This window comes from Microbacterium sp. ABRD28, assembly GCF_003850245.1.
Lineage (GTDB): Bacteria > Actinomycetota > Actinomycetes > Actinomycetales > Microbacteriaceae > Microbacterium.
Genome location: NZ_CP031015.1, coordinates 1,357,593 through 1,380,228 on the forward strand (window position 1 = coordinate 1,357,593; position 22,636 = coordinate 1,380,228).

Annotated in this window: 19 protein-coding genes; 8 read left to right on the forward strand and 11 right to left on the reverse strand. The window is 68.7% G+C overall.

Features of this window, described 5'->3' with window-relative positions:
- Positions 1–21: 21 nt before the first annotated feature.
- Positions 22–1,041 (reverse strand): sugar-binding transcriptional regulator, encoded by a 1,020-nt coding sequence (locus DT073_RS06615; protein ID WP_124292676.1) that lies wholly within the window; start codon positions 1,039–1,041, stop codon positions 22–24.
- A gap of 115 nt (positions 1,042–1,156) precedes the next feature.
- Between DT073_RS06615 and DT073_RS06620 the strand changes: the two genes are divergently transcribed.
- The 3 genes from DT073_RS06620 to glpK all read left to right on the forward strand — a co-directional run bounded on the left by DT073_RS06620 (position 1,157) and on the right by glpK (position 5,349).
- Positions 1,157–2,890 (forward strand): glycerol-3-phosphate dehydrogenase/oxidase, encoded by a 1,734-nt coding sequence (locus DT073_RS06620; RefSeq protein WP_124292677.1) that lies wholly within the window; start codon positions 1,157–1,159, stop codon positions 2,888–2,890.
- Between the two features lie 113 nt (positions 2,891–3,003).
- Positions 3,004–3,762, forward strand: a complete 759-nt coding sequence (locus DT073_RS06625; RefSeq protein WP_160141370.1) for an MIP/aquaporin family protein — start codon at positions 3,004–3,006, stop codon at positions 3,760–3,762.
- Positions 3,763–3,834: 72 nt separating this feature from the next.
- A complete protein-coding gene (glpK, locus tag DT073_RS06630; RefSeq protein ID WP_124292678.1) occupies positions 3,835–5,349 on the forward strand; it encodes a glycerol kinase GlpK in 1,515 nt (504 codons plus the stop codon).
- A 61-nt stretch (positions 5,350–5,410) separates the two neighbouring features.
- Here glpK and DT073_RS06635 read toward each other — a convergent pair whose 3' ends face one another.
- The 10 genes from DT073_RS06635 to sdhC are packed head-to-tail and all read right to left on the reverse strand — an operon-like array spanning position 5,411 to position 15,667.
- The gene (locus DT073_RS06635; RefSeq protein ID WP_124292679.1) at positions 5,411–6,301 is read right to left on the reverse strand and encodes an Fpg/Nei family DNA glycosylase; all 891 of its coding nucleotides are present in this window, start codon (positions 6,299–6,301) and stop codon (positions 5,411–5,413) included.
- A gap of 33 nt (positions 6,302–6,334) precedes the next feature.
- Positions 6,335–6,904 (reverse strand): GNAT family N-acetyltransferase, encoded by a 570-nt coding sequence (locus DT073_RS06640; RefSeq protein ID WP_124292680.1) that lies wholly within the window; start codon positions 6,902–6,904, stop codon positions 6,335–6,337.
- Between the two features lie 43 nt (positions 6,905–6,947).
- Positions 6,948–7,952: a tryptophan--tRNA ligase gene (trpS, locus tag DT073_RS06645; RefSeq protein WP_124292681.1), complete on the reverse strand. Its 1,005-nt coding sequence runs from the start codon at positions 7,950–7,952 to the stop codon at positions 6,948–6,950.
- Positions 7,953–7,975: 23 nt separating this feature from the next.
- On the reverse strand, positions 7,976–9,877 hold the full coding sequence (locus DT073_RS06650; protein WP_124292682.1) for an NHL repeat-containing protein: 1,902 nt from the start codon (positions 9,875–9,877) through the stop codon (positions 7,976–7,978).
- Between the two features lie 54 nt (positions 9,878–9,931).
- Entirely contained in the window at positions 9,932–10,789 is an 858-nt protein-coding gene (locus tag DT073_RS06655; protein ID WP_240638793.1) for an exodeoxyribonuclease III, read from the reverse strand.
- A gap of 51 nt (positions 10,790–10,840) precedes the next feature.
- Positions 10,841–12,064 carry a YihY/virulence factor BrkB family protein gene (locus tag DT073_RS06660; protein WP_164478160.1) on the reverse strand — a complete coding sequence of 408 codons (1,224 nt, stop codon included), beginning with the start codon at positions 12,062–12,064 and terminating at the stop codon, positions 10,841–10,843.
- Between the two features lie 58 nt (positions 12,065–12,122).
- On the reverse strand, positions 12,123–12,929 hold the full coding sequence (locus tag DT073_RS06665) for a succinate dehydrogenase iron-sulfur subunit (RefSeq protein ID WP_240638794.1): 807 nt from the start codon (positions 12,927–12,929) through the stop codon (positions 12,123–12,125).
- On the reverse strand, positions 12,929–14,734 hold the full coding sequence (gene sdhA, locus DT073_RS06670) for a succinate dehydrogenase flavoprotein subunit (protein ID WP_124292684.1): 1,806 nt from the start codon (positions 14,732–14,734) through the stop codon (positions 12,929–12,931). Before sdhA ends, DT073_RS06665 begins: the two co-directional genes overlap by 1 nt.
- 49 nt (positions 14,735–14,783) lie before the next feature.
- Positions 14,784–15,236, reverse strand: coding sequence for a succinate dehydrogenase hydrophobic membrane anchor subunit (locus tag DT073_RS06675; RefSeq protein ID WP_124292685.1), 453 nt, complete (start codon positions 15,234–15,236; stop codon positions 14,784–14,786).
- Positions 15,236–15,667 carry a succinate dehydrogenase, cytochrome b556 subunit gene (gene sdhC, locus DT073_RS06680; protein WP_124292686.1) on the reverse strand — a complete coding sequence of 144 codons (432 nt, stop codon included), beginning with the start codon at positions 15,665–15,667 and terminating at the stop codon, positions 15,236–15,238. The genes DT073_RS06675 and sdhC overlap by 1 nt, the downstream gene beginning before the upstream one ends.
- A gap of 239 nt (positions 15,668–15,906) precedes the next feature.
- Between sdhC and DT073_RS06685 the strand changes: the two genes are divergently transcribed.
- The 5 genes from DT073_RS06685 to DT073_RS06705 all read left to right on the forward strand — a co-directional run bounded on the left by DT073_RS06685 (position 15,907) and on the right by DT073_RS06705 (position 22,581).
- Positions 15,907–17,022, forward strand: a complete 1,116-nt coding sequence (locus tag DT073_RS06685) for a mannose-1-phosphate guanylyltransferase (RefSeq protein WP_124292687.1) — start codon at positions 15,907–15,909, stop codon at positions 17,020–17,022.
- A 180-nt stretch (positions 17,023–17,202) separates the two neighbouring features.
- The gene (locus tag DT073_RS06690) at positions 17,203–18,315 is read left to right on the forward strand and encodes a BMP family lipoprotein (RefSeq protein WP_124292688.1); all 1,113 of its coding nucleotides are present in this window, start codon (positions 17,203–17,205) and stop codon (positions 18,313–18,315) included.
- Between the two features lie 80 nt (positions 18,316–18,395).
- Positions 18,396–19,928, forward strand: a complete 1,533-nt coding sequence (locus tag DT073_RS06695; protein WP_124292689.1) for an ABC transporter ATP-binding protein — start codon at positions 18,396–18,398, stop codon at positions 19,926–19,928.
- Positions 19,925–21,289, forward strand: coding sequence for an ABC transporter permease (locus DT073_RS06700; RefSeq protein WP_124292690.1), 1,365 nt, complete (start codon positions 19,925–19,927; stop codon positions 21,287–21,289). Before DT073_RS06695 ends, DT073_RS06700 begins: the two co-directional genes overlap by 4 nt.
- Positions 21,286–22,581, forward strand: a complete 1,296-nt coding sequence (locus DT073_RS06705) for an ABC transporter permease (RefSeq protein ID WP_124292691.1) — start codon at positions 21,286–21,288, stop codon at positions 22,579–22,581. The genes DT073_RS06700 and DT073_RS06705 overlap by 4 nt, the downstream gene beginning before the upstream one ends.
- Positions 22,582–22,636 lie beyond the last annotated feature (55 nt).

Here is a 22,636-nt window from a genome sequence, read left to right on the forward strand (position 1 = left end):
GTCAACGCACTCTCCGCGGATTCATTCCCGCGCATGCGGGCGCGCGTGGCCGGCGTCGAGCGGCGTCGCGGCGAGGTCGCGCGCGGTGGACTCGTCGAGGATGACGTCGGTGATCAGCCCGGCGCGCAGGGCGCCGCGAAGGCTCGGCACTTTCGCGCGACCGGCGACGATGCCGACGCGCCGGGGCGCGCGGCGCAGAACCGAGAAGTCCGGTCCCGTCGCACGTTCGTTCAGGGGGATGCCGTCACTCGAACCGTCCGCGCGGTAGAACACCGTCGCGACGTCGCCCACGACGTGCTCGCGGCTGAGGGCCCGGTAGTCCTCGGCGTCGAGATAGCCGCCCTGATAGACGTGGCTCGGCACCTCGGCGAAGGGCGAGCCGACGCCGAAGACCGCCAGGTCGAGGCTGGCCTGCATCTCCAGCACCCGGCGGATCGAGCGCTCGCGCCAGAACGCCCGCTTGGTCGCCGGGTCGTCGAAGAAGGCCGGCACGGGGAACTGGTGGACCTGCGCCCCGAACGCGTCGCCGAACCGGCTCAGCAGCTCGCTGGCGTACATGATGCCCGTCGTGCGCATGTTGCCGGCGCCGTTGAGCTGCACCACCTCGGTGTTGTGGGTCACGCGCCGCGGCAGGTGGCGGCTGACCGCGCCGATCGTGGAGCCCCACGCGATTCCGACGCTCTGGTTGGAATCGACCCAGCTCGCGAGGGTCCGCGCGGCGGACAGGGCGACGCGGTCGAGGCGCTCGACGTCGCTCGCGCGGTCGGGCACCGGCACGATGTGGGCTGTCACCCCGAACCGATCGCGGATGTCGGCTGCGAGGCGGGACGGGCCCTCGAGGGGGGAGTGGATGACGATCTCGACCAGGCCGGTCTCGCGCGCCTGACTGAGCAGCCGCGACACGGATGACCGTGAGGTGCGCAGCTCGCGGGCGATGGCATCCATCGTGAGGTCCTGCATGTAGTACAGCTGCGCGGCACGCAGAGCGTCGCGCGTCCGCTCGGGGAGGACGGTCTCCGAGATGTCGGCCGACTTCGGCATCATCCTCTCCTTTGCACATATGTGCAAGATGATTGCACTGACGTTCGGGCGGGTTCAGGATGTATTCATCCAGATGATGCGGTGTCGCGCAAGGGGCACCGTGAGAGGAGTCCCGATGAGCAGCCAGCCCGCCACATCAGAGCCCGCGTCGCAGCGCGCTGACGTTCGCGCCATCGCCGCGGACCCGACCGCCGACGTCGTCATCGTCGGCGGCGGCATCAACGGCATCGCGACCTTCCGAGATCTGGCGCTGCAGGGCGTGAAGGTGATCCTCGTCGAGCGTGACGACTTCGTCTCGGGAGCCTCGAGTGCGTCGTCGCACATGATCCACGGCGGCATCCGCTACCTCGAGAACGGCGAGTTCCGCCTCGTGCGCGAGTCGGTCGTCGAGCGCAACGCCCTCATCAAGACCGCACCGCACTACGTGCGCCCGCTGCCCACGACGGTGCCGATCTTCTCCACCTTCTCGGGTCTGTTCTCCGCACCCCTGCGTTTCCTCACCCACAAGCAGGGCAAGCCCTCCGAGCGGGGTGCCCTGCTGATCAAGGTCGGGCTGACGATCTACGACTTCTTCTCGCGCGACGGCGGTGCGGTGCCCCGGCACCGGTTCTACGGCCGCAAGCGTTCGCTCTCCGAGCTTCCGTCGCTGAACACCGATGTGAAGTACACCGCCACCTACTTCGACGCCAGCATGCACGACCCCGAGCGTCTCGCGCTCGACGTCCTCTACGACGGCCTGGCCGCCGGTCCCCACGCGCGAGCGGCGAACTATCTGTCGGCGGTCGGGATGTCGGCATCCGGTCTGCGGGTGCGCGACGAAGTGACGGGCGAGGAGTTCGAGCTCACCTCCGACGTCGTCGTCAACGCCTCCGGACCCTGGACCGACCTCACCAACGAGTCGCTCGGTCGCGACACCGCGTACATGGGCGGCACCAAGGGGTCGCACATCGTGCTCGACAACCCGGCGCTGCGTGAGGCCACCGGGGGACGCGAGATCTTCTTCGAGCATGAAGACGGGCGCATCGTCCTCATCTACCCGCTCAAGGGTCGAGTGATGGTCGGCACCACCGACATCGACCACGACATGCGGACCCCCGCGGTGTGCACCGAGGAAGAGGTCGACTACTTCTTCGACCTCGTCTCGCACGTCTTCCCCGACATCCCCGTCGACCGCTCCGAGATCGTCTACCGTTTCGCCGGCGTCCGCCCCCTTCCGCGCCACGACGACACCCAGCCCGGCTTCGTCTCGCGCGACTACCGCGTCGAGCAGGCCACGGCCTCGGGTCGCCCGCAGACCACGGTGCTGAGCCTCGTCGGCGGCAAGTGGACGACGTTCCGCGCCCTCGGCGAGCAGCTCTCCGACCGCGTACTGGGCATCCTCGGACGCCGCCGGGTGCGCAGCACCGCCGGCCTCATGATCGGCGGCGCTGAAGGGTACCCCCGTACGCAGCGCGCCCGCGCGACCTGGGTCGAGAGTCACCGGGGTCACCTCGACGCCGCACGCACCGACCAGCTCCTCGAGCGCTACGGCACTCGCGCCGCCGCGCTCATCGAGGCCCTGCCCGAAGACGACCGGCCGCTGCGGACCCTGCCCGACTACAGCACCGGTGAGATCGCCTACCTCACGCGCACGGAGTACGTCGTGCACCTCATCGACGTGCTGCTGCGACGCACGAGCGTGGCGTTCGTGGGATCGGTCACCATGCCGGTCCTGCAGGAACTCGCCGAGGTCGTCGGCGACACGCTCGGCTGGGACGCCGAGCGGCGTGGCGAAGAAGTCGCCGCCAGCGCCCGCCTGCTTGCGGAGCGGCATGGTGTCGATCTGACGCAGGACGCCGTACTCTCGTGATCGTCATGACCGACGCTCCGGCGCCGGTCATGTCGCCCCGGTCGCCGGGGGGCGCGCTTGTCGGCGACCATCCCTGACGCGGCATTGGGGCCGCACGACGAAAGAAGGTCAATGTGGACAATCTGGGTATCGTCTTCATCTCGGAGGTGATCGGCACGATGCTGCTGACCCTCCTGGGTTGTGGCGTCGTCGCCAACGTCGCCCTGACGAAGACCAAGGGCTTCGCCGGCGGCTTCCTGCTGGTGAACTTCGGCTGGGGCCTGGCGGTCTTCGCCGGTGTGACCGTCGCCTACGTGTCGGGGGCGCACCTGAACCCCGCCGTGACGCTGGGTCTCGTCGCCAACGGCGCGACGGAGTTCGGTCAGGGCGTGCCGGTCGGCCCCCTCTCGATCCTCGTGTACATCGGGGCGCAGATGATCGGTGCCTTCATCGGTGCCGTGCTGGCCTGGGCGGCCTACAAGAAGCACTTCGACGCCGAGGAGGACGCGGCGACCAAGCTCGGCGTCTTCTCCACCGGCCCCGCCATCCGCACCTACGGCTGGAACCTCGTCACCGAGATCATCGGCACCTTCGTGCTGGTCTTCGTCGTCATCGGCTTCGGCCGAAACGGCGATCCCTCGGGTCTGGCAGCCCTCGGCGCCCTTCCCGTCGCCCTGCTCGTCGTCGGCATCGGCGCCTCGCTCGGTGGTCCCACCGGTTACGCGATCAACCCTGCGCGTGACCTCGGCCCCCGCATCGCCCACGCGATCCTGCCGATCAAGAACAAGGGCGGCAGCGACTGGAGCTACGCGTGGGTGCCGATCGTCGGACCGATCATCGGTGGTGTCCTGGCCGGTTTCGCCGCGATCCCGCTCATGCCGATCCTGGGCTGAGTCCCGGCATCCCGGGCACCACAGCCCCTCCGCACGACGAACCATCTTCAACGAGACAAAGGAGTATCACGCATGGCCGACTACATCCTCGCGATCGACCAGGGCACCACGTCCACCCGGTCGATCATCTTCGACAAGTCCGGCAACATCATCCAGAGCGGTCAGCTCGAGCACGAGCAGATCTTCCCGAGGGCCGGGTGGGTCGAGCACGACCCCATGGAGATCTGGCGGAACACCCGTGAGGTGATCGGTCAGGCGCTGTCGAAGGCCGACCTCACGCGTCACGACATCGCCGCGATCGGCATCACCAACCAGCGCGAGACCGCCGTGGTCTGGGACAAGAACACCGGTGAGCCCGTCTACAACGCCATCGTCTGGCAGGACACCCGCACGCAGGGCATCGTCGACAAGCTCGCCGCCGACGGCGGCACCGAGCGGTTCAAGTCGGTCGTCGGTCTGCCGCTGGCGACCTACTTCTCGGGGACGAAGATCGTCTGGATCCTCGACAACGTCGAGGGTGCGCGCGAGCGCGCCGAGCGTGGCGACCTCCTCTTCGGCACGACCGACACCTGGGTGCTGTGGAATCTCACCGGCGGCGTCGACGGCGGTGTGCACGCCACCGATGTGACGAACGCCTCGCGGACGATGTTCATGGACCTCGAGACGCTGACGTGGCGGGAGGACATCCTCGACACGTTCGGGGTGCCGCTGTCGATGATGCCCGAGATCCGCAGCTCGTCCGAGGTCTACGGTCACGCCGAGAGCTCGAGCCTGCTGCGCGAGACCCCGATCGCCGGCATCCTCGGCGACCAGCAGGCCGCGACCTTCGGTCAGGCGGCGTTCGAGCAGGGGGAGGCGAAGAACACCTACGGCACGGGCAACTTCATCATCTTCAACACCGACACCGAGATCGTCCACTCGCAGAACGGTCTGCTGACCACCCTCGGCTACAAGCTCGGCGACGAGCCGGCCCACTACGCCCTGGAGGGTTCGATCGCCGTCACCGGATCGCTCGTGCAGTGGCTGCGTGACAACCTCGGCATCATCTCCTCTGCGCCGGAGGTCGAGACCCTCGCGGCGAGCGTCGAGGACAACGGCGGAGCGTACTTCGTCCCCGCGTTCTCGGGTCTGTTCGCGCCGTACTGGCGTCCCGACGCCCGCGGTGCGCTGGTGGGTCTGACCCGGTACGTCAACAAGGGGCACATCGCCCGCGCGGCGCTGGAGGCCACGGCCTTCCAGACCCGCGAGGTGATCGATGCGGTCAACGCCGACTCGGGGGTGCCGCTGACGGAGCTGAAGGTCGACGGCGGCATGATCGCCAACGACCTGCTGATGCAGTTCCAGGCCGACATCCTCGGCGTGCCCGTCGTCCGCCCGGTGGTCGCCGAGACCACGGCCCTCGGCGCCGCCTACGCGGCGGGGCTGGCCGTCGGGTTCTGGTCGGGCCTGGACGACCTGTCCAAGAACTGGCAGGAGGACCGCCGCTGGGAGCCGAAGATGGATGACGCCGAGCGCGACCGTCTGCTGCGCAACTGGAAGAAGGCCGTCACCAAGACCTTCGACTGGGTCGACGAAGACGTGTCGTGATGCGCGTGTGAACAACGGGGAGGTCGCTGCGGCGGCCTCCCCGTCTTCTTTCCCGCCGGCGTCATTTGAGAAGCCGTGAGAGCCGCCGGTCGGCGAGGATCTTCCCGCCCGTCTGACACGTGGGGCAGTACTCCAACGAGTTGTCGGCGAAGAACACGCTGCGCACCTCGTCACCACAGACCGGGCATGCCTCCCCGCGGCGACCGTGCACCCGCATCCCCCGACGCTTGGCATCCTTCAGGTCGGCGGGTGGCTTTCCGGATGCCGCGGCCAACGCCTCCGCGAGGGTGTCGGTCATCGCCTGGTACAGCCGATCGATCTCGACGTCGTCGAGGCCGGCGGCGAGGGCGTACGGCGACATCTTCGCGGCGTGCAGGATCTCGTCGGAGTAGGCGTTGCCGACACCCGCGATGATCGACTGGTCGCGCAGCACCCCCTTGATCTGGGTGCGACGTCCGGCGAGGAGCGCTGCGAAGGCGTCGCGGTCGAAGGCGGGGTCGAGCGGATCGGGTCCGAGCCGCGCGACGCCGGGAACCTCATCCGGGTCGCGGACGACCGAGACGGCGAGCGACTTCTTCGTCCCGGCCTCGGTGAGGTCGAAGCCCGAGCCGTCGTCGAAGCCGACACGGAGGGCGATGGGGGTCTTCCCGGGGCGGATCACCGTCGACGGGAGGGCGTCGTACCACCGCAGCCAGCCGGCTTTGGCGAGGTGGAAGACGAGGTGGGGGGCCGCAGCGGTGCCGCTGTCTTCCCCCGTGGCGGCGGTGGCGATGTCGATGAACTTGCCGTGGCGTTCGACGCCGGTCACGGTGGCGCCGACCAGAGCGGTGATGGGCGGGTCGTACGTCTTCAGCGCGGCGATGTTCGCGACGGTGGCGCGGGTGACGGTGTGATCGATCAGGCGGCCGCGGAGGAAATCGACCAGTCCCTGCACCTCGGGCATCTCCGGCATCCCCTCATCCTGGCACGCGAGGACGGCCTGAGGTCAGGGGTGCAGCACCGGCCAGGGGACGGGAGAGCGGTCGTCGGTGCGGAGGATGCCGGCGACCCAGCCGTCGTCGCGTCCGCCGGGCCCGACGAGCGCCTGGCGGAGCAGCCCCTCGTAACGGAACCCGACGGCGCGGGCCGCGGACGCCGAACCGACGTTGCCGGCGACCGCTCGCCATTCCACCCGCACGAGATCGAGCCCCTGCGGGGCGAAGGCGAAGTCGAGCACGGCCGTCGCAGCCTCAGCCAGCAGGCCCTTGCCGCGGAAGGGCGCAGCCATCCAGAACCCGATCTCACCGCATCCTTCGGTCGCGCCCAGCCGGTGCATGCCGATCATGCCCGCCAGGGCACCGTCGTGACGGATCGCCCAGTTCGTCGAGACGCCCTCCGCCCACTGCTTGGGCACGAGGTCGATGAACTTCTCGGCGTGCTCGCGCACGTACGGCCGGGGCACGGTGGTGAACCGCTGGATGTCGGGGTCCTGACACGCGTGATACACGGCGTCGGTATCGGCCCTGGTCGGCAGCGACAGCACCAGTCGGCGGGTGCGGAGGATGGCGGGCTGCATGTCGCCACCCTACGACCTCGCGCGGGTCCGCCTCGCAGCGGCCTCAGGTGCGGCGCAGCAGCCCCACGCTGTCGTACACCTTGGCCAGCGTGTCGTCGGCGACCTCCGCCGCGCGCGCGGCGTTGACCGCCAGCACACGGTCGAGCTCGGCCGGGTCGCTGAGCAGCTCCATCGCGCGAGCGCGCACGGGCTCGAACTCGGCGACGACGACCTCGGCGAGGCCCTTCTTGAAGTCGCCGTACCCGCGGCCGGCGTACTCGTCCTCGATCGAGGCGATCTGGCGCCCGGTGAGGGCGGCGTAGATCACCAGCAGGTTGGACACTCCGGGCTTGTTCTCGCGGTCGTAGCGCACCGCACCCTCACTGTCGGTGACGGCACGCATGATCTTCTTCGCGCTGACCGCCGGGTCGTCCAGCAGCCACAGCACGCCCGCCTCCGACTCGGCCGACTTCGACATCTTCGCCAGCGGGTTCTGCAGGTCGTAGATCCGGGCGGTCTCCTGCTGGATGACCGGCATCGGCACGCGGAAGACCTCGCTGTAACGGCCGTTGAAACGCTCGGCGAGATCGCGTGTGAGCTCGACGTGCTGCTTCTGGTCGTCGCCGACCGGCACGATGTCGGTCTGGTAGAGCAGGATGTCGGCGGCCATGAGCACCGGATAGGTGAAAAGGCCGACGGATGTCGCGTCCGACCCGTACCGCTGCGACTTGTCCTTGAACTGGGTCATGCGCCCGGCCTCACCGAACCCGGTGATGGTCGACAGGATCCAGGCGAGCTCGGCGTGCGCCGGCACGTGCGACTGCACGTACAGGGTCGACTTCGACGGCTCGATGCCGGCGGCGATGTATTGGGCTGCGGTTCGACGGGTCTTCTCGCGAAGCTCGGCCGGGTCGTTCGGCTGCGTCAGCGCGTGCAGATCGACCACGGAGAAGAACGCGTCGTAGGTCTCCTGCAGGTCTCGCCACTGCATGAGCGCCCCGATGTAATTGCCGATCTGGAGGGAGTCGGCCGAGGGCTGCATGCCGGAGTAGAGACGCGCTTTCTTCACTCGTCAATCCTAGGCGCCCTGTGTCACCCGCCGTCGGCGAAGGCCGCGACCGGCACGGGTGGCGCCGCACCGACGAAGGCGACGATCTGGTGGCCCCCGGGGTTGGTCTGCTGGGGCACCTGTTCCCAGTTGTTCATCACCCAGACGTTCCCCGACGGGTCGACCGCGATGCCGGTGCTGCGGGTGAGCCCGTCGAAGGCGTAGCCGGTGTCATCCGGGGAGATCCCGTCGCCGGTGTCGAGCCCGCGCGGGCAGACCGACGGATCGGCCCCGCAGAACGCCGACACCCGCTGACCGTCGAAGTTCGCCACCCAGACATTGCCGACACCGTCGACCGCGAGACCCCAGGGAAGCACCACGCCACCCCCGGTGAAGGGACCTGCCGTGGTCGAGCCGTCGGGTGCGATCATCGTCACGGACGGCACACCCCGTCCCTCCTCGACCCGGTCGGGGCAGGGGAGGCTGATCCCGCCCGAATTGGCCACCCAGACGTTGCCCGCCGCGTCGCTGCCCAGTCCCATCGGACGGTCGAACGGCCCGGTGAGGGGCGACCCCGGGATCGGCGTGCCGTCGCGGTCGACCACGGCGACGGCGCTGTTGACCATCGCGCTGACGAACAGGAGCTGACCGTTGTCGATCACCGTGAAGGGCTGCTCCAGACCGAGGCTTCCGAGGTTCCGCGCCTGTTCGGGGTCGCCGTCGGGATAGACCGCGACGGTGTCGTTGCCGCAGTTGGCGATCCAGACGTCGCCGTTTCGGGCGACCTCGATCCCCTGCGGCCAGCTGAGGTCGCCCTGCGTGAAGCCCGTGTCGGGAGAGAGGAATTCGCCGTCGTCGAAGAGCGTCATGCTGTTGTGCAGCGGCTGCTGGTCGGCAGGACACCCCGGCTCGGGCGCAGCGAAGCCGTAGTTGCTCAGCCACAGCCGGCCTTCCGCATCGAAGTCGATGCCGAACCCCGAGCCGCTGAGTCCGCCGCCGCTGTATGTGCCGACGAGCTCCCCGTCGGGGGCGAACTCGAACATCTCGTCGCTGCCGCACACGGGCACCGTCGGGTCGTCGCCGTACTCGTAGTTGTTGTTGATCCAGATGTGACCGCGGGGGTCGATCGCGAAGTTCCCCGGTCCGTCCAGGGACTGCCCGTCACCGTCGAAGCGCAGGGCGAGCGTCCAGGCCGCGGGGGGATCGGAGAGTCCCGGTTCCGCGCCCGCGGCTTCCTGGGCGAGATCGAACAGCGCATCGGGTTCGGCCGACGGGTCGCGCGCGATGGCGGCGAAGGCGGCGGCGGCCGAGGCGACCGGCGACGCCCCCGCAGCCGTCTCGAAGAGCGACACGCACGCCGCCTCCTCCGTGAGGCACGCCGACAGCATCGCGGTCAGGGACGTGAAGGTCGCCAGCGCCTCGGTCTCCGACCCGTTGGGCGACGAGGTGAGCACCTCGCCGTACTCGCCGGTGGCGACATCGGCGAGATTGGCCGCCATCGCGGCAGCGTTGGCGAGCGGCATCTCCTCGCCCGACGGCTGGGCGTCGCCGAAGAACTGCGCCATGCCGTAGCCTGCGGCCACCGTCGTCCGCTCGTTGAGCGTCACATCGGCGGTGTCCTCGGCGATCACCCCGGCCAGCAGCGGCGCCTCAGCCCCGGCCGGGCGCGCGTCGACGAAGATCGGGCGGCGGGTGTCGTCTGCGAGGTCCAGCGTGAAGGCGCCGTCCGCGCCGGTGGTGGCCGACGCGACCTCGCGCGCCTCGGCGTCGGCGATCTCCCACGCCGTGACCTCCCAGCCGGAGGCATCGACGCCGTCGGCGACGGGGGAGATCCCACCCGTGAGGGAGGAGGCGTCCGCCGGAGGAGCCCCGGTGCAGGCTGAGACGACGAGGGCCGAGAGCCCCAGAGCCGCCGCGAAGACAAGGATGTGTGGTCGCCGCGCCATCGATCCCCCGATCGTCAGGCGCAGTCTAGCGAGACACCCGTCCACCCGGCGCGGTCAGAGACCGAGCGTGTAGTCCACGACGACCGGTGAATGATCGCTCCACCGCGTATCCCACGACGGCGCGCGCACCACCCGATAGTCACTCGCCCGCTCCGCGAGCGCGGGCGTCGCCAGGTGGTAGTCGATCCGCCACCCTGCGTCGTTGTCGAAGGCCCGCCCGCGCATCGACCACCAGGTGTAGGGGCCGTCGACCTCGCCGGCCGCGCGGCGCCCGATATCCACCCAGCCGAGCCCGGTGCCCACCGAGCCGTCATTCGCGGTGATCTCCTCTCCTGCGGGCCCGGTGAACCGATCGAAGTAGGCACGCTCCCGCGGCAAGAAGCCGGCCTTCTTCACATTGCCTTTCCAATTGCGGATGTCGAGGGTGCGGTGTCCGACATTGAGGTCACCCATGATGAGGCTGAGGGGAGACGATGCGGCGAGCTGCGGCATCCGTGCCTCCATGGCGTCGAGGAAGGCCCACTTCGCTTCCTGACGCGGGGTGTCGGCCTCACCGCTGTGCACATAGGCGCTGACGACCGTGAGGCGCTCGCCGTCGATGTCGAGGTCTGCCTCGATCCACCGCCCGGCCCATTCCGTGCGGTCGTCGTCGTCGGGGCCCAGTCCGCGGCGAACGGCCGCCGCCGGCTCCCTGGTCGCGATCGCCACTCCGGCGCGGCCCTTGGCCACGGCCTCCTCGTTCACGATCTGCCAGCCGGGCAGCGCGGCCCCCAGCTCGTCGGCCGTCGCCCGCACCTCCTGCAGGGCGAGGACGTCCACGTCGGCGTCGGCCAACCACTCGGTCATCCCCTTGCGGACGGCGGCACGGATGCCGTTGACGTTGACAGTGGCGATACGAACCCTGCGAGACACGCCCGCCAGCCTAACCGGCGCCTCCGACATCGGGCCCGGTGCGCGGCGGAGTCACTCGAGCAGCAGCGAGCGCTTGACCGGTGGGGGAGGGGACGCCTCCAGCAAGGCGAGATCCTCCTCGGCACGTCGGAGCGTGCGTGCCGCGTTCCACCGTCGGAACCACGGCGCCGTCGCCAGATCCTCCTGGGCCTCTCGCACCCTGACGCGCGCGGCGACGACGAGCGCCTCGTGCTCGTGCAGACGACGCTCCTCTTCGCTCAGCTCGGCGAGAGCGACGTTGCGGTCGGCGGCCGCCACGGCGATCCACGCACCCGCGACGAGGATCACGATGCTGTTCAGGCGGAACCAGAGCAGGAACCCGATGAACACCGTGAAGGTCGTCAACAGCGGATTGGAAGGGGTGTAGCGCAGCAGCAGACCCGCGCCGATCTGCAGCACCACGATCGCCGCACCACCGAGCATCGCCCCCGGCCAGATGCGCCGCCAGCCGAGCGCGGCGCCGGTGAGGAAGCGGATGAGCGCGGCGAGAGCGGCGGCGTTGATCGCGAAGGAGACGCTGAGCGAGAGAAGTCGGGTGAGCAGATCCGTCACCGTGCTCAGCGCCGCGAGGCCGAGGAGGTCGAAGACCCCCTCCAACGCCCAGACCGCGACGCTGCTGAGCGAAGCCCCCGCCAGCAGGGCGACGCCGAAGATGACGGCGGCGACGAGGTCGCGGGCCTTCAACAGCACGTACGGTCGTCGATCGAAGGGCAGCCCGAAGATGTCGCGCACCGCGCGGCGGGTGAAGGTGATGAATCCGATCGCCGTCCAGATGACCACGACGAGCGCGATCGCACCCGTGATCCCGAGGGCGCTTGCCGACTGGTTGGCCACATCCTCCGCCTGCTCGGGCGTGACGAGCCCGTTCTCACTGATGAGGTTCGGGATGTACTCGTTGATGATCTCGATCGCACGCTGGATCGCGGCGCTCGACGCGCCGAGCCACAGCCCCACGATCGCGAAGGCGAGGTAGATGACACCGAAGATCGCGAAGAGGGACTGATAGCTCACGCCGGCGGCGAGGAGAAAGCCGTTGTGCTGCAGGAAGTGGCGCCAGACGCGCACGGGAAACCAGGCCAGTGTTCGTCGGGTGAGCTCGGTTGCCCGCGTCAGGGGAACATCGAAGCGCTCACGCAACCGGCCCTCGGTGTCCGACCATCGTCGCGCGGCCGTCGACGTCGGCGACGACCCGGCATCCGGATCGGCGCGCCCGGCGTCATCCGCTCCTCTGGTCACAGGCCCACTGTATCGAGGGGTGCGCCCGCGGAGTCGTCGCGGTCGCCCCTCGGAGACGTCAGCGCCCGCGCAGGACCGCCTGCTTCACCTCGGCGATGGCCTTGGTGACCTCGATGCCGCGAGGGCAGGCCTCGGTGCAGTTGAAGGTGGTGCGGCAGCGCCACACGCCCTCCTTGTCGTTCAGGATGTCCAGACGAACATCCCCGGCGTCGTCGCGCGAGTCGAAGATGAACCGGTGGGCGTTGACGATCGCGGCAGGGCCGAAGTACTGCCCGTCGGTCCAGAACACCGGGCACGACGACGTGCACGCGGCGCACAGGATGCACTTGGTGGTGTCGTCGAAGATCTCGCGGTTCGCGATCGACTGGATGCGCTCCTTGCCCTGCTCGGGCGTCGAGTTCGCGATGAGGAACGGCTTGATCTCGCGGTAGGAGGCGAAGAACGGCTCCATGTCCACCACGAGGTCCTTCTCCAACGGCAGACCCTTGATGGCCTCGACGTAGATCGGCTGCGAGATGTCGAGGTCCTTGATAAGGGTCTTGCAGGCCAGGCGGTTGCGGCCGTTGATGCGCATCGCGTCCGATCCGCAGATGCCGTGCGCACACGAGCGGCGGAAGGTCAGCGAGCCGTCGACCTCCCACTTGATCTTGTGGAGGGCGTCGAGCACACGGTCGGTGGAATACAGCTCCACGTCGTAGTCGACCCAGCGCGGCTCATCATCGACCTCGGGATCGAAGCGGCGGATGTTGAAGGTGACCAGGAACGACTGGATGCCGGTGTCTTCGGGCGCCTGCTCGACGCGGTCTTCTCCGTCCGCGACGCGATCGCCTGCGGCATCCGTCCGAGTGTCGAGAACCGTCGACATCAGTACTTCCTCTCCATCGGCTGGTAGCGGGTGATGACCACGGGTTTCCACCCGAGCGTGATGTGGTCGTCGGCGTGGGACGAGGTGGGGTCGCCCGTGAGGTAGGCCATCGTGTGCTGCATGTAGTTCTCGTCGTCGCGCGTGGGGAAGTCGTCGCGCATGTGGCCGCCGCGGCTCTCCTTGCGGTTGCGCGCCGTGACGACGACCACCTCGGCGATGTCGAGGAGGAAGCCGAGCTCGACCGCCTCGAGCAGATCGGTGTTGAACCGCTTGCCCTTGTCGTCGACGTGGATGTTCTTGTAGCGCTCGCGCAGATCGGCGATGACGTCGAGGACGTGGGCGAGCGACTCCTCGGTGCGGAACACCTGGGCGCCCTTGTCCATCTCCTCCTGCAGCTTCTTGCGCAGCACAGAGATACGCTCGGTGCCGGCGTTGTTGCGCAGGCCCTCGATCATCTCGCGCACGCCGCGGGCGGGGTCGTCGGGGAGGGGGACGAAGTCGGCGGTCGCGGCGTACTCGACGGCGTAGCGACCGGCGCGCTTGCCGAAGACGTTGATGTCGAGCAGGGAGTTGGTGCCGAGACGGTTCGAGCCGTGCACCGACACGCACGCGCACTCGCCCGCGGCGTACAGGCCCGGCACGACGGTGTCGTTGTCGGCCAGCACCTCGGCCTTGATGTTGGTGGGGATGCCGCCCATGGCGTAGTGGGCCGTCGGCATCACCGGCACCGGCTCGACCACCGGGTCGACACCGAGGTAGGTGCGGGCGAACTCGGTGATGTCGGGAAGCTTCGTCTCGAGCACCTCGGCGCCCAGGTGCGTGCAGTCCAGCAGCACGTAGTCGCGGTTGGGGCCGGCGCCGCGGCCCTCGGCGACCTCCTGCTGCATGCAACGGCTGATGATGTCGCGCGGTGCGAGGTCTTTGATCGTGGGGGCGTAGCGCTCCATGAAGCGCTCGCCGCTGACGTTGCGGAGGATCGCTCCCTCGCCGCGCGCGCCCTCCGTGAGGAGGATGCCGAGACCGGCGAGACCGGTGGGATGGAACTGGAAGAACTCCATGTCCTCCAGCGGGAGACCCTTGCGCCAGACGATCCCGACACCGTCACCGGTGAGGGTGTGGGCGTTGGAGGTCGTCTTGTAGATCTTGCCGAAACCGCCGGTGGCGAACACCACGGCCTTGGAGTGGAACACGTGCAGCTCACCGGTCGCGAGGTCGTAGGCGACGACGCCGGCGGTCTGGGTCTTGCCCTCGGCGTCCTTCACGGTGAGCAGGTCGAGGACGTAGAACTCGTTGAAGAAGTTGATGCCGAGCTTCACGCAGTTCTGGAACAGCGTCTGCAGGATCATGTGCCCGGTGCGGTCGGCGGCGTAGCACGCGCGGCGCACGGGGGTCTTGCCGTGGTCGGCGGTGTGACCGCCGAATCGGCGCTGATCGATCTTGCCGTCGGGCGTGCGGTTGAAGGGCAGGCCCATGTTCTCAAGGTCGATGACGGCGTCGATGGCCTCCTTGGCCAGGATCTCGGCCGCGTCCTGGTCGACGAGGTAGTCGCCGCCCTTGACGGTGTCGAAGGTGTGCCACTCCCACGAGTCCTCTTCGACGTTGGCGAGGGCCGCGGCCATCCCGCCCTGGGCCGCACCGGTGTGCGAGCGCGTGGGGTAGAGCTTGGAGATGACAGCGGTCTTCGCACCCGAACCCGCCTCGATCGCCGCTCGCATGCCGGCGCCGCCGGCGCCGACGATGACGATGTCGAACTGGTGGTAGTGGACGCCGTCGCGAACGACGCTGTCGGAGGTCTGCGTGCTCACTGGAGGATGTCTTCCGTTCTGGTGAGAGGGCCGTGAACCGCAGCGCCGGTCAGGCGCACAGCTCCTGCAGCCAGTCGGCGCTGGTGCTGCTCAGGCCCAGGCACGGGTCGAAGGTGAACACCACGAGGGTGCCGAGGAGGATGAGGAAGGCGGCGGATGCCCAGAGGCCGTAGACGAGGACCTTGCGGGTGGTCTCGTTGGCGACGTAGTCGTTGACGATCGTGCGCATGCCGTTGGTGCCGTGGATGAGCGCGAGCCAGAGCATCGCGACATCCCACCACTGCCAGAACGGGGTGGCGAACTTACCGGCGACGAAGGCGAAGTCGATGCCGCGGATGCCCTCGCCGACCATCAGGTTGACGAAGAGGTGCCCGAAGATGAGGACGATCAGCAGCACGCCCGAGGCGCGCATGTAGATCCAGCCCCACTTCTCGAGGTTGCCGCGGCGGCGCTGGGTGGCCGAGCGGGGGCTGCGGGGTGCGGCGAGCAGGTCGGTGGTCATCAGTTCCCTCCGAGCTCGGCGAAGACGTTGATCAGGTGTCGCGGGGTGAAGGCGAGCATCGTCACGACCCAGAGGCCGAGGACGCCCCACCACAGCTGCCGCTGGTGGCGGGTGGCCCAGCTCCAGAAGTCCACGAGGATGATCCGCAGACCGTTGTAGGCGTGGTAGGCGATCGCTCCCACGAGAGCCACCTCGCCGACGCCCATGACGGGGTTCTTGTAGGTGCCGATGACCGCGTCGTACGCCTCGGGGGAGACCCGGATGAGCGCGGTGTCGAGGATATGCACCAGCAGGAAGAAGAAGATGGCCACGCCGGTGATGCGGTGAAGCACCCATGACCACATGCCCTCACGGCCGCGGTAGAGCGTTCCGCGTGGCACGCTCGAGGTGGTCTCCGAAACCGTCGGTGTGACGCGTGCTGGTGCTGACACGGTCGTCCTCCCTGGGTCGAACACGGTGCGGGGCAGGCATTGCCCCTCGCGGGACACGGGGCCCTCACGGCGTCACACGGGCGCACCGCAATCCTATGGCGGGAGGTCTTCGGGCGGCGATGAGGCGAACCTAACTGTCTCGATATCGAGACAAGAGGATGCCGCCTCGGGCCCTCCGGACCGGCTCGCCGTGGCGCTGCGAGACCGGATCGGAAACACGGGCCGGATACCCTGTCGCCATGCCTGAACCCATCGCCGACTTCTACGCCGTGATCCCCGCCGGCGGCATCGGCAGCCGGCTGTGGCCGCTGTCGAGGGCCGACGCACCCAAGTTCCTCCACGATCTCACCGGATCGGGGCAGACGCTGCTGCGCGACACCTGGGACCGGCTCGAGCCGCTGAGCGGATCCGACCGCATCGCGGTGGTCACGGGGCGCGCGCACCGCGCCGCCGTCGAGCGCGAGCTCCCGGGCATTCCCGACAAGAACGTCTTCCTCGAGTCCGAACCCCGCGACTCCACGGCAGCGATCGGCCTCGCCGCCGCCATCCTCGTCCGCCGCGAACCCGACGTCATCATCGGCTCGTTCGCCGCCGACCACGTCATCCGCCCCACCCACCTGTTCGACTGGGGAGTCCGGCAGGCGATCGCCGTCGCGCGCGAGGGATACATCTGCACCCTCGGCATCCAGCCGACGGAGCCGTCGATCGGATTCGGCTACATCAAGAAGGGTTCCGAGCTCATCGTCGAGGGGGCGCCCGAGGCAGCCCTCGTCGAGCGCTTCGTGGAGAAGCCCGACCTCGACACCGCACGGGAGTATTTCGCCGACCGCTCCTACCTGTGGAACGCCGGCATGTTCATCTCGCGCGCCGATGTGCTTCTCGCCGCGATCGAGGAGAACCGTCCGGAGCTCCACGCCGGGCTGATCGAACTCGCCGAAGCGTGGGACGACCGGGAACGCCGGGGGCCCGTCGTCGACCGGGTGTGGCCGACGCTGGAGAAGATCGCCATCGACTACAGCGTCGCCGAGCCCGCGGCCGCGGCGGGGCGCCTGGCCGTCATCCCCGGTCACTTCGACTGGGACGACGTGGGCGATTTCGCCAGCCTCACCAAGCTCAACTCGCACGGACGCGGCAACGACCTCGCGATCCTCGGTGAGAACGCCCGGATCCTCGCCGATACCTCTAGCGGCATCGTCGTCTCGCAGACCCAACGGATCATCAGCGTGATCGGCGTCAAGGACATCGTCATCGTCGACACCGACGACGCGTTGCTGGTCACCACCAGCGAGAACGCGCAGCGCGTGAAGGGCGTCGTCGACGCCCTGAAGCTCACCGGACGCGGCGACGTCCTCTGACCCGATGAGGGGCCGCCCGACGGGCGCGGAAGCGTGGCATCCGGCCTTTTGGTCACGCGCAGATTGCGTCTTTGTAACCTTTGGGTACGCCGGGCTCAGCACGTCTACCCGTGCGCTGTCACAGTAGGTAACTTTGTGCAGTCCCCGTGAAGGACGCGGGGCATCGATGTGGAGGCTGAGTTGACCATCTCACGCACCAAGAAGCTCGCTGGCGCTGCCGCCGCCGCGGGCCTGCTCGTGGCCCTGGCGGGCTGCGGCGCCGCACCCGAAGCAGCGCCGTCCGGAGAAGCATCCGGTGGGGGCGAGGCGACGTCCGACTTCAAGGCCTGCATGGTCTCCGACGCGGGCGGGTTCGACGACAAGTCGTTCAATCAGCTGGGCCTCGAAGGCCTGACCGCCGCATCCGAGGAACTCGGCTTCGAGATCGCGACGACCGAGTCGCAGTCCGAGAGCGACTACGCCGCCAACCTCGACAACCTCGCCGCCGAGGGCTGCAACTTCATCGTCTCGGTCGGCTTCCTGCTCTCGGCTCCCACCGTCGAGGCGGCTCTGGCCAACCCCGAGATCCAGTACGCGATCATCGACGACTACGCCGACAACGACTTCGACGGCGAGACCGATGCCCCGAACATCAAGCCGCTCGTCTTCGACACCGCGCAGGCCGCGTTCCTCGCCGGCTACGCGTCGGCGTCGTACAGCGAGTCCGGCATCGTCGGCACCTTCGGTGGCGCCAAGATCCCGCCGGTGACCATCTTCATGGACGGCTTCCAGATGGGCGTCGAGTACTGGAACGAGCAGAAGGGCGAGGACGTCCAGGTCGTCGGCTGGGACATGGAGACCCAGGAGGGCCAGTTCACCGAGGAGTTCCTCGCGAACGACACCGCCAAGCAGGTCGCGCAGGGTCTGATCGACCAGGGCGCCGACGTGCTGCTGCCGGTCGGTGGCCCGATCTACCAGTCGGCCGCTGAGGCGATCCGTGACTCGGGCGGCAACATCGCGCTGCTCGGTGTCGACGCCGACGTGTACGAGACCGACCCGAGCGTCGCCGACCTGCTGCTGGTGTCCGTGCTCAAGGGCATGGACGTCGCCGTGAGCGAAGCCGCGACCGAGGCGGCGAACGGCGAGTTCGACCCGACCCCGTTCATCGGCACGCTCGAGAACGACGGCGTCGGCATCTCCTCGTTCCACGACTTCGAGTCGCTCGTCGACCCGGCGCTCGCGGACGAGCTGGAGGAGATCCGCGCGGGCATCATCGACGGGTCGATCGACGCCCGTTCGCCTGCATCGCCGTAACACCTCTTCGAAACACACCGGCGGCCGGACAGATGCGTGCATCTGTCCGGCCGCCTCACGACTCGATTAGATTGGCGGCTATGACGCTCGAACTTCGGGGCATCACCAAGCGGTTCGGCGCCCTCGTGGCGAACGACCACATCGACCTGGTGGTCAAGCCCGGAGAGATCCATTGCCTGCTCGGCGAGAACGGCGCCGGCAAATCGACTCTCATGAATGTCCTCTACGGCCTCTACACCGCCGATGAAGGTGAGATCCTCCTCGACGACGAGGTGCAGCACTTCACCGGACCCGGTGACGCGATGGCCGCAGGAATCGGCATGGTGCACCAGCACTTCATGCTCATCCCCGTCTTCACCGTCGCCGAGAACGTCATGCTCGGCCATGAAGACACCCGGTTCGCCGGCGCCCTCGATCTCGACAAGGCCCGCGCCCACGTCCGCGAAGTGGCGGCACGGTTCGGCTTCCAGATCGACCCCGACGCGCTGGTCGGCGACCTTCCGGTCGGCGCGCAGCAGCGTGTGGAGATCATCAAGGCGCTCTCGCGCGACGCGAAGGTGCTCGTCTTCGACGAGCCGACCGCGGTGCTGACGCCGCAGGAGACCGACGAGCTCATGGCGATCATGCGCCAGCTGCGCGATGACGGCACGGCGATCGTCTTCATCACCCACAAGCTCCGTGAGGTCCGCGAGGTCGCCGACCGCATCACGGTCATGCGTCTCGGGAAGATCGTGGGGGAGGCCGAGCCCACCGCCACCAACGCCGACCTCGCGAACCTCATGGTCGGTCGCGCCGTCGAGCTCACCGTTCACAAGGAGCCGGCTCAGCCCGCTCCCGGTGGACTGGTCGTCGACAACCTCCGCGTGCTCGACGATCACGACCAGATCGTCGTCGACGGGGTCAGCTTCGAGGTGCGGCCCGGCGAGATCCTCGCGATCGCCGGGGTGCAGGGCAACGGTCAGACCGAGCTCACCGAGGCGATCATCGGCCTTCAGCGCAAGGTCTCGGGCTCCATCCGCCTGAACGACCGCGAGCTCACCGGCAAGTCGGTCAAGCACATCATCGACGAAGGCGTCGGTTTCGTCCCGGAAGACCGCAAGGTGGAGGGCCTGGTGGGCGAGTTCAGCGTCGCCGCCAACCTCATCCTCAACCGTTCCAGCGGCGCTCCCTTCTTCTCCGCGGCGACCCTTCGTCGCGGCGTGCTGCGCGCATTCGCCGAGGAACGGATCGCGGAGTTCGACATCCGCACCCAGGGTCCCGACCTCGCCGCCGGGCGGCTCTCGGGGGGAAACCAGCAGAAGGTGGTGCTCGCCCGCGAGCTCAGTCGCGACCTGAGCCTCTTCGTCGCCTCGCAGCCGACCCGCGGCATCGACGTGGGATCGATCGAGTTCGTCCACAAGCGCATCGTCGCCACCCGCGACGCGGGGGTGCCGGTGATCGTGGTCTCCACCGAACTCGACGAGGTCTCCGCCCTCGCCGACCGCATCGCGGTGATGTACCGCGGCAAGATCGTCGGGATCGTGCCCGGCGACGCCCCGCGTGAGACCCTCGGCCTGATGATGGCGGGCGAGCTGCCCGCCGAGGCCGTTCCCGCCCAGGGGGTGTCGGCATGAGCGGTCTTCCCCCCGAGGGCACGAACCTCGGTCCCGGCGTCGATCCCGGGATCACCCGCACGGCGCAGGGCGAACCGGGCGTGCAGACGCCGGTCGCCGAGATCCCGCCGCCCCCGCGGCAGAACCAGATCATCCGCGAGATCCTGCGCAGCAACGCCGTCGCGACGGTGCTGGCGATCGTGCTGGCGATGCTCATCGGCGGCGTGCTCGTGGCCTTCACCAACCCCGAGGTGCAGCGGACGTCGGGCTACTTCTTCGCTCGCCCCCAGGACACCCTCGTCGCCGTCTGGGATGCGGTCGCGGGCGCCTACGCCGCGCTGTTCCGGGGCGCGATCTGGAATTACGAGGCGGAGACGTTCGTCCGCGCGATCAAGCCGATCACCGACACCCTGAACTTCGCCACGCCGCTGATCGCCGCAGGCCTCGGCGTGGGACTGGCCTTCCGCGTCGGCCTGTTCAACATCGGCGCCCGTGGTCAGATGCTCATCGGCGTGACCACCGCCGCGTTCGTAGCCACTGGCATCAGCGCCCCGCTCTTCATCCACCTGCCGCTGACGATCGCGGCCGGCATCGTGGGCGGCATGATCTGGGGTGGCCTCGTGGGTCTCCTCAAAGCGCGCACCGGGGCGAACGAAGTGATCCTCACGATCATGTTGAACTTCGTGGCGTTCTACTTCCTCTCCTGGCTGCTGAACACCCCGGGTCTGCTGCAGCGTCCCGGCGGGTCGCAGCCGATCTCATCGCCCACCCCCGCCTCGGCGCAGTTCCCGAGCCTGTTCGGCGCGCCGCTGACGGTGAACTGGGGATTCATCGTAGCGATCGCCGCGACGGTCTTCGTCTGGTGGCTCGTCGAGCGGTCGAGCCTCGGCTTCCGCATGCGCGCGGTCGGAGAGAACCCGTTCGCTGCCCGCGCGGCCGGCATCAACGTCGAGCGCATCATCATCTATGCGATGGCCTTCGCCGGCGGACTGGCCGGACTCGCCGGGGTCAATCAGATCTCGGGGACGATCACCAGCGGCTTCGGCAACGGCATCGATGCGGGCATCGGCTTCGACGCGATCACCGTCGCCCTGCTCGGTCGCAGCAGGGCGTGGGGCGTCTTCGCCGCCGGCATCCTGTTCGGAGCCCTGAAGGCCGGCAGCTTCACGATGCAGGTCTCCGAGGGGATTCCCGTCGACATCGTCGTGGTCGTCCAGGCGCTCATCGTGCTCTTCATCGCCGCACCGCCCCTGGTGAGGACGATCTTCTTCCTCCCGAAGGACCCCGGTGAGCTCTCGGCCGGCCGGCGCGCGCGCCGAGCCGCGAAGGCCGCCGCGAAGAACACGTCCGCACCCGCACGCAAGGAGGAGGTGAGCGCATGAGCACCGCGACCGTGAACCCCGCCCCCGCCGAGGCCGACGAGGTCATCACCCGTCAGACCGTGCGCCAGCGGCGTTGGAAGCTCGCGATCTCGCTCGCCGTCGCCACCGTCCTCATCGGCATCATGGCCTTCGCGTTCCCGCGCGACGGGGTGAGCACGTATCGACTGGGCGACCGCACCTCGTCGGTCGACCTCGGGGACATCGGACTGCCGACGTTCGCCACCGTCGCCGTCTGCGTCGTCCTGATGGTCATCATGACCGCGTACGCGGTGTGGGCGGCCTACACCTACCGGCGCCCGGGGCTCTGGCTCCCGATCGTGTTCGCGTTCGTGGCCGTGTTCGCCTTCCTCACGTGGTCGGCCGCCGACGGACTGGTCCCGGTGACGGGTCTGCTCTTCGGGGCGGTCTCGCTGTCGGTGCCGCTGGTGTTCGGCGCGCTCGGCGGTGTCATCGGCGAGCGCGCGGGTGTGGTCAACGTCGCGATCGAGGCCCAGTTCCTCTTCGCGGCGTTCTCCTCGGCGATCGTCGCGTCGATCACCGGCTCGTTCCTCCTCGGGCTCGTCGCGGCGATGCTGGCCGGCGCGCTCGTGGCCTCGGTGCTCGCGGCGTTCTCGATCAAGTACCTCGTCGATCAGGTGATCGTCGGCGTGGTCCTCAACGTCCTCATCACGGGCCTCACAAGCTTCCTCCACGGGGCGCTGCTGACCCCCAACTCCGAGGCGCTGAACTCCCCGCCGCGCTTCCCGCGCTGGGCGATCCCGTTCCTCTCCGACATCCCCGTCATCGGACCGGTCGTGTTCAATCAGACGCTGATCGTCTACATCATGTACATCGCCGTCCCGCTCGTGGCGTGGGGCCTGTACAAGACCCGCTGGGGTCTGCGGCTTCGCGCGGTCGGCGAGCATCCGCAGGCCGCCGACACCGTCGGCATCCGGGTGAACCCGACCCGCTTCTGGAACGTCCTCCTCGCCGGCGCTGTGGCCGGCATCGGCGGCGCGTACTTCACGCTCGGCTCGGTGGGGTCCTTCGACAAGGAGATGACCGGAGGTCTCGGATTCATCGCGCTGGCCGCCGTCATCTTCGGCGGCTGGGATCCGGTGAAGGCCTCTCTGGCGGCGCTGCTGTTCGGGTTCGCCACGAACCTGCGGACGCTGCTGACCAACCTGGGATCGCCGATCCCGTCGGAATTCATGGCGATGCTGCCGTACGTCGTGACGGTCCTGGCGGTGGTCGGCTTCGCCGGCCAGGTGCGCGGACCTGCGGCGGCGGGCAAGCCGTACATCAAGGGGTGAGTGTGGCACGACGATCCGGACGCGGCTGGGACGCGTCATCCGACGACCATGACGA

What these genes read in the sequence shown, in the direction of transcription:
- DT073_RS06615 (WP_124292676.1), bottom strand. Translation starts at nt 1,041, where the DNA reads ATGCCGAAGTCGGCCGACATCTCGGAGACCGTCCTCCCCGAGCGGACG.
- DT073_RS06620 (WP_124292677.1), top strand. Translation starts at nt 1,157, where the DNA reads ATGAGCAGCCAGCCCGCCACATCAGAGCCCGCGTCGCAGCGCGCTGAC.
- glpK (WP_124292678.1), top strand. Translation starts at nt 3,835, where the DNA reads ATGGCCGACTACATCCTCGCGATCGACCAGGGCACCACGTCCACCCGG.
- DT073_RS06635 (WP_124292679.1), bottom strand. Translation starts at nt 6,301, where the DNA reads ATGCCGGAGATGCCCGAGGTGCAGGGACTGGTCGATTTCCTCCGCGGC.
- DT073_RS06640 (WP_124292680.1), bottom strand. Translation starts at nt 6,904, where the DNA reads ATGCAGCCCGCCATCCTCCGCACCCGCCGACTGGTGCTGTCGCTGCCG.
- DT073_RS06650 (WP_124292682.1), bottom strand. Translation starts at nt 9,877, where the DNA reads ATGGCGCGGCGACCACACATCCTTGTCTTCGCGGCGGCTCTGGGGCTC.
- DT073_RS06665 (WP_240638794.1), bottom strand. Translation starts at nt 12,929, where the DNA reads ATGTCGACGGTTCTCGACACTCGGACGGATGCCGCAGGCGATCGCGTC.
- DT073_RS06675 (WP_124292685.1), bottom strand. Translation starts at nt 15,236, where the DNA reads ATGACCACCGACCTGCTCGCCGCACCCCGCAGCCCCCGCTCGGCCACC.
- DT073_RS06685 (WP_124292687.1), top strand. Translation starts at nt 15,907, where the DNA reads ATGCCTGAACCCATCGCCGACTTCTACGCCGTGATCCCCGCCGGCGGC.
- DT073_RS06695 (WP_124292689.1), top strand. Translation starts at nt 18,396, where the DNA reads ATGACGCTCGAACTTCGGGGCATCACCAAGCGGTTCGGCGCCCTCGTG.
- DT073_RS06700 (WP_124292690.1), top strand. Translation starts at nt 19,925, where the DNA reads ATGAGCGGTCTTCCCCCCGAGGGCACGAACCTCGGTCCCGGCGTCGAT.
- DT073_RS06705 (WP_124292691.1), top strand. Translation starts at nt 21,286, where the DNA reads ATGAGCACCGCGACCGTGAACCCCGCCCCCGCCGAGGCCGACGAGGTC.